Source organism: Streptococcus sp. CF10-1 (assembly GCF_024295825.1).
In the GTDB taxonomy this organism is placed as follows: Bacteria; Bacillota; Bacilli; order Lactobacillales; family Streptococcaceae; genus Streptococcus.
In genome coordinates, this window is record NZ_JANCPQ010000016.1 from 1 (window position 1) to 2,677 (window position 2,677).

2 protein-coding genes and 1 pseudogene are annotated in these 2,677 nt (G+C 41.5%); all 3 read left to right on the forward strand.

Translation table 11 applies throughout. The features are described 5' to 3' along the window. A pseudogene (locus tag NMM25_RS10455) lies at nt 1-1,674 on the forward strand (hypothetical protein); the annotation flags it as partial. A gap of 10 nt (nt 1,675-1,684) precedes the next feature. Continuing rightward, nucleotides 1,685-1,951 carry a MerR family transcriptional regulator gene (locus NMM25_RS10460; RefSeq protein ID WP_198459638.1) on the forward strand — a complete coding sequence of 89 codons (267 nt, stop codon included), beginning with the start codon at nt 1,685-1,687 and terminating at the stop codon, nt 1,949-1,951. Then, nucleotides 1,935-2,591 (forward strand): enhanced serine sensitivity protein SseB C-terminal domain-containing protein, encoded by a 657-nt coding sequence (locus tag NMM25_RS10465; RefSeq protein WP_247930054.1) that lies wholly within the window; start codon nt 1,935-1,937, stop codon nt 2,589-2,591. Before NMM25_RS10460 ends, NMM25_RS10465 begins: the two co-directional genes overlap by 17 nt. The last annotated feature ends 86 nt before the right edge of the window (nt 2,592-2,677 follow it).

Consider the following 2,677-nt stretch of genomic DNA (forward strand, 5'->3'; position numbering starts at 1 on the left):
AATACCCAGACAGCTCGGAAGTATGTTCAGGATACGAAGAATAAGGTCAATGCCTTTGATAAGATGACGACAACCAGCAGTGCGAAGCAACTTTTTAGTGCTTTAAGTAGCCAGATGGCAGCTGCTGGAAGAGTGAAGAGTCTGAGTTATAGTGATCCTATTTTGACCGACTTTGTGGCGCATGAAGATCTCGGTAAAGCGATTTATGAGATGGATCAGCAGTATGCGAAAGCCAAGGCAGAAGCGATTGAGGCTGCTAAACGCAAGGCAGAACAAGAAGCCGCTGAGAGAGAAGCTTCTTATCGCCGTCATCACCCCATCCAAGCCTGGCTGAAGGATCGCTCGAATGGGATTGGTTCCTGGTGGGGCGATGTTGTTGAGGGAACACGAAATCTGCCTATTCCACAGGACTTGAAAGATACACTCCTGTTTGCGGAAGGTTTTATTGGTTCAGCTGGAAGTATGGTTTCAGATACTGCCATCGGAGCTGTAGATTTGACTCAGATCATTGGCATTGCTAGTATTGATGGCGTCAATCGCTTAACAGGAGGTCGAACTCCAGAGTGGATGAAGCGGGACTTGCAAGGAACGGCAGATAACCTGTCTAGCCTTGCGGAGTTAGGAGTAGGAACTTACACTGCTCTGACGGATCCAGGAGCGGCTCAGCGTGGTCAGGATCCCAATGCTAGTTATGCGGATAAGGCAGCTTATCGTGCTCAGGAGACAGGGAAAGCCCTCTGGGATAAAGTTACCCATATGGATGCCTATGATGCAGGAGGCTTGACCTTTGAGATTGCCAGTCTTTTTGTCGGTCCAGCAGCTGTAGGTAAGATGGCTAAGGGCACGAAACTCGGAGCTAAGGCAGCTGAGATGATTCAGTTAGCCAAGAACAGTACCAAGGCAAGAATTCTCGCAAATGTCGAAAAATGGGGTTCAAAGGTTGACAATATCCTAGCGAAGAGCAATAATGTCATTGGAAAATTTGGCGAGAAATTATTAGACACCCGAATCCCAGTCGGCATTCGTAAAAAGGCATTTGCCTTTGCGGGAGGTATGGGAACCATGCCTACCTTCAGCGTTGAGAGTAAGACTCTGCGTGAGGTTAGACAGTTCTTTAGTAAACATGCGGATGATGTAGTGAGAGTGGCAGAGAAGCCCTTTGATAAAGAGCGGATTCTTGAAAATATTAGGCAAAGTCGACTTGCACGGGAAAGTTCGAAGTTTGGGGAGTATTTAAGAAAAGAAAATCAAATTAAATACCCTACAGGTATTGATGGTAGTGTAAAAATAATAGAGAAGGCTGACCTTCCATCATGGATTGTGGATTCATTTCAGGATGGACAATATCGGACGGTAGTGACAACAGAAGAAGTAACTGTTTATCGTACATTTGGAGGGAATGCAAAACAAGAGGGAAGTTTTGTAACTTCCAGCCCTGCAAAAAATAGAATTCAAGCGAAGATTGATACTGCATTACTTCCCGAATGGAAAAATACTCGAATGTATGAAGTAGAGATTCGAATTCCTAAAGGAGAAACACTGAGTATTGGAAAAGTTGCGCCACAGAAGATTTCTTCATCAGGGACTGTTCTAAAAGGCGGTGCGGACCAAATATTATTACCACAGGGATGGTCGCAGGATTGGGTTGTGAATGTAAGGACTGTCCCTAATTAAGGAGTAGATTATGAGTATGAAATCAATAGAGATAGCCAATAAAATTTTAGAAATAATGGATGAACAGTATCCTTCAGAAATACAGGAGAAAGGAGCAATTAACACTCTTTATACCATTATTAGATCAATAAAGGAAACAGAAACTATCCCATCGAATGTTCATCTTAAGGATCATGCACGTATGTTGATAGATGCAACTGCTAATTATAATTTAGAAATCATCTACCTACTTCAAGATTTAGATAAGGAATTGAAAAAGAATGAACATAAAAGATAGTTTACAACATTTTTCATCGAATCGAACAGAAGAGAATAGGTCGAAACTTCTTTCAGATATGGAGAAATGGACGCTGTTCGTCCCTATAAGATGGATAGATAAGCAGACGTTCCGCATTCTCCATATTCAGGATGGAACAGAAAATTTTTATCTGCCGATTTTAACGAGTCAAGAAGAGCAACTGCCGCCTATAAGTGATAATAATTCAATTCGTTTGGAATCTGTTCGCCTATCTGATTGTATACAGTTACTTCTGTCTAATCATCAAATAGCTGGAATTGTTCTAAACCCTATGTCTGATAATGTAGTCCTTCCATCGGCTTTATTCTACGGACAGAATACGACGGAAAAGCAAGTATCATTTGGGGTTCCAAGTAAAGATTATTCTTGGCTGACAACTCCTTTAATTTCATTCTTACAACAGAATACGGGTGTTCGGACGGTTTACCTATTGATGGTTGTTAGAGAGAATCAACCAGTAGCAACGCTCGTTGTAGATGGTGAAGAAAAAGATTGTCTTGCTATTGTTGATTATTTAAATCATCAGCAGTATTCTGAAGCTATTGATATTCTTCCCCTACAGACAGCTTTTTCAAAAGAAATCATTAAAGATGTTTCTCCTTTTTATACTAATCTATAGTACCATCTCTTCAAGGAGGATTTGATGACTTTGGGTGAGATGCCTGGAATGGATGCTTTTTTCGTTAGTAACATGATGATCGAGCG